The sequence below is a fragment of the Nostoc sp. ChiQUE01b genome (genome assembly GCF_034531255.1).
Classification (GTDB): domain Bacteria; phylum Cyanobacteriota; class Cyanobacteriia; order Cyanobacteriales; family Nostocaceae; genus Nostoc.
The window spans coordinates 173093-176187 of record NZ_JAVRBM010000003.1 but is presented as its reverse complement, the minus strand read 5'-3'; the positions used below and the strand labels follow the sequence as shown (position 1 = coordinate 176187).

Below are 3095 nucleotides of genomic sequence, written 5' to 3'. Positions count from 1 at the left end.
TGCGATCGCAGTTTCACTAATTTCAGATGATATGGCGCTAACTACTGGTGCTTCAGCAATCTCAGGTGATGTGGCGGTAATTGGTGCGATCGCAGTTTCACTAATTTCAAATGATATGGCGCTAACTACTGGTGCTTCAGCAATCTCAGGTGATGTGGCGGTAATTGGTGCGATCGCAGTTTCACCAATTTCAGGTGGTGTGGCAGTAATTGTTGGTGTTTCACCTATCTCAGATGGTGTGGGGGTAAGTGGTGCGATCGCAGTTTCACCAATCTCTGATAATCTACTAATTATTGGTGTTTCAACAATCTCTGATGATACTAAAATGGGCTGACTTTCTGTAAACTCGCTATTAGTACTTTCAAGATAGCTGTCACGTTGCAGTGAAGTCAGATTTGCTGAGACATCTGAGACATTAACCACCATAGCAGACAGTGACTCTGAAATTACTAACGCTTCATTATTATCAGAGTTTCTGAATAAACTAGGTGTGTCTTCAACATCGCCTGAGGTAGGTGTTAACTGAACAGGTATACTCGCTAGAGGCTCAATTGAAACACTAGAATCAATTTCTTGTTGTATTGCAATAGGGCTTTTTGCAACTGAAGATTCAGAATTAGGTGCAGCAATATGCGTCACTACAGTATTTTCACCATTTGCCAAAGGATGGAGTAAAGTAGGTGCATCATCAATATCCGGTGAGTTTAGCGCTGACGGCAAAGCTAGAGAATTATCAATGACAGCATTATCCAGTTGCAATGTGGGTATTTCCAAATTAGCCTCAACAGACAGAGGCTCATCTGATGCTAATAAGCTATCTTCATTATCATTAATAGTAACATTGCTTTGAAGAATATTCTTAGCCACAGATGATTTGACGGCTTTTTTAGATTTGGACTTGGATTTTTTCTTAAGTGAGTTTTGAGATTTATTTATTTTTTTTGATTTAGATTTACCTTTAATATTTAGTTGTTGTGAGGTATCATCAATCGGTTTTTTATCAATCCGATTTGGTAGTATCTTTGGAATACTGTTTTTTACAACTTCACTATTACTAAAATGACTATTTTCGGGTAGAGCTATTGAATCAAAATAATCAGATTCTAGTAATGCCAAATCACTATTTATCTCTTGATTATCCCAACTATCCCAACCTATTAATGGTTGTATCGATGGTTCATGTTCGCGAGATAAGAAAAATTTAGAGGATGTAACTAATGGTAGTTTAGTTTGTATAGGACTAAGAAAATTACTTCGTGAATGTAGAGAATGAGACTGTTTTCTCAATACCATTCTATCAAGAGAAGATAAAGATGATATTACCCCAAGGGGATGAATATTGTTTCCTAGTGGAGATGGAATAATTTGCATAGTGATCGTTGAAAAATAGCCAATTAGCTAGAAACGAAATATCCACTTTTTTGATTCCGTTGTACAGAAGTGCCTCCTCCTGTAGACCTTGCAACTTGTAAACCCTCATAAGCTAAAGTTAATTCTTCAATGGCAACAGCCTTACCATCTGCTTGGAGTGCAGGTGTTTTCCAAGTTATAGGAATAGCACCAATCAAAGTCCAACTCATCATTGTTTCACCAGCTTGATTGAAAATCAAAATATTGACATTGCGTCGAGATGTTTTCTTTTTTTCATCAAAAACTGCATTCATCCAGTTCCAAAAACCTGGATGGTCGGTAACTCCACGTTTAAGAGTTATGTCTGCAAATTCTGTATGACCTAAATAAATTCTTTGTTGGTCGTTGACACCACCTTCCTGAAAAACATTTTTCTTAATTTGAATACTTAATCCTGTACATTCAGCGAAAGAGGCAGCAATAGAACTGTCTATCTCTACGTAGAAACGATTAGTAGTAACATAATTTAATTCATGAGTAATGTTGCCATTGTTAGCGCCTGTAACCATCACAACCACCTCTGGAAATTATAATTACCTAGCCTTTCTTGCTGCGATCGCAAGTCTTCTAGCAAAAGTTTATACACATGCTCTGTAAGTTGGTTCAACAGCCGTGAGTCGTTGAGGTATTTACTTGCCGTTTTAGCAGCCTTGCTAGCATCAGATGTCACTGAAACCCCGGCATATCCAGCAGTACCGCCAACATCTCCATCGAACGTGAAAAAAGTTTTTTGTTGATTTGAGTTCATAAATAAAAAACCTCTCCTAGAATCCAGGCTAAAGGTAGTGCATCAGAATCAAAAGTAGCCAAAAGTCGAACTTGGACTTTGCCTGGATTTCGACTTTAGAGGAATTGTGTTACAAGTGCGATCGCAGTACTCTAGATGTTGGTAACAATAAAATATTTATCTAGCTACTGCTTGGGCATCTGGAGAAGAAAATGAGAGAACACATCAGCCGACAGAAAAAAACTACTACAGGCTTCTCAATCCCATCCTTGAAACAACCGACACGCGGCTTTGGTTTGGAGTCGTCGGCAATTTCACGCCAAGCGGTTCCTGAAATACAACCACTCCAGAAGCCAGTTACTCACGATATCAGTCGCATACCTCTGCGTACCCAAGCAAAACTCTCAATTAGCCAGCCTGGAGACATTTACGAACAGGAAGCTGATAGCGTCGCCCAGCAGGTAATGCAAAGAATGGCGCAACCTGTAAATCGCCAGTCTATCCAACGAGAAGCATTGCCAGATTCAAAAGAATTGCAGATGAAACCTCTAGCGAATTCCATCACTCCTTTGGTGCAACGCCAAGAAGTGCCAGAGGATGAGGAAGAATTGCAAATGAAATCTCTGGACAATAGCACATTGCAACGGCAAGAAGTGCCAGAGGATGAGGAAGAATTGCAGATGAAGCCTCTGGACAATAGCACACTGCAACGCCAAGAAGTGCCAGAGGATGAGGAAGAATTACAAATGAAATCTCTGGACAATAGCACACTGCAACGCCAAGAAGTGCCAGAGGATGAGGAAGAGTTGCAAATGAAATCTCTGGACAATAGCACACTGCAACGCCAAGAAGTGCCAGAGGATGAGGAAGAGTTGCAAATGAAATCTCTGGACAATAGCACATTGCAACGCCAAGAAGTGCCAGAGGATGAGGAAGAGTTGCAAATGAAATCTCTGGA

Annotated in this window: 4 protein-coding genes; 1 reads left to right on the top strand and 3 read right to left on the bottom strand. The window is 40.0% G+C overall.

The window, feature by feature from the left end; all coding sequences use genetic code 11:
* From RMY63_RS03690 to RMY63_RS03680, 3 genes are all read right to left on the bottom strand, one after another.
* Positions 1–1371: hypothetical protein (locus tag RMY63_RS03690; RefSeq protein ID WP_322727401.1), on the bottom strand; the 1371-nt coding region annotated here is incomplete at its 3' end.
* Between the two features lie 23 nt (positions 1372–1394).
* Entirely contained in the window at positions 1395–1919 is a 525-nt protein-coding gene (locus RMY63_RS03685; protein WP_322727400.1) for a phage tail protein, read from the bottom strand.
* Complete coding sequence (locus RMY63_RS03680) at positions 1919–2158, bottom strand: hypothetical protein (protein ID WP_322727399.1); 240 nt, start codon at positions 2156–2158, stop codon at positions 1919–1921. Before RMY63_RS03680 ends, RMY63_RS03685 begins: the two co-directional genes overlap by 1 nt.
* 191 nt (positions 2159–2349) lie before the next feature.
* Between RMY63_RS03680 and RMY63_RS03675 the strand changes: the two genes are divergently transcribed.
* The coding region (locus RMY63_RS03675) for a hypothetical protein (RefSeq protein ID WP_322727398.1) at positions 2350–3095 on the top strand (746 nt) is incomplete at its 3' end.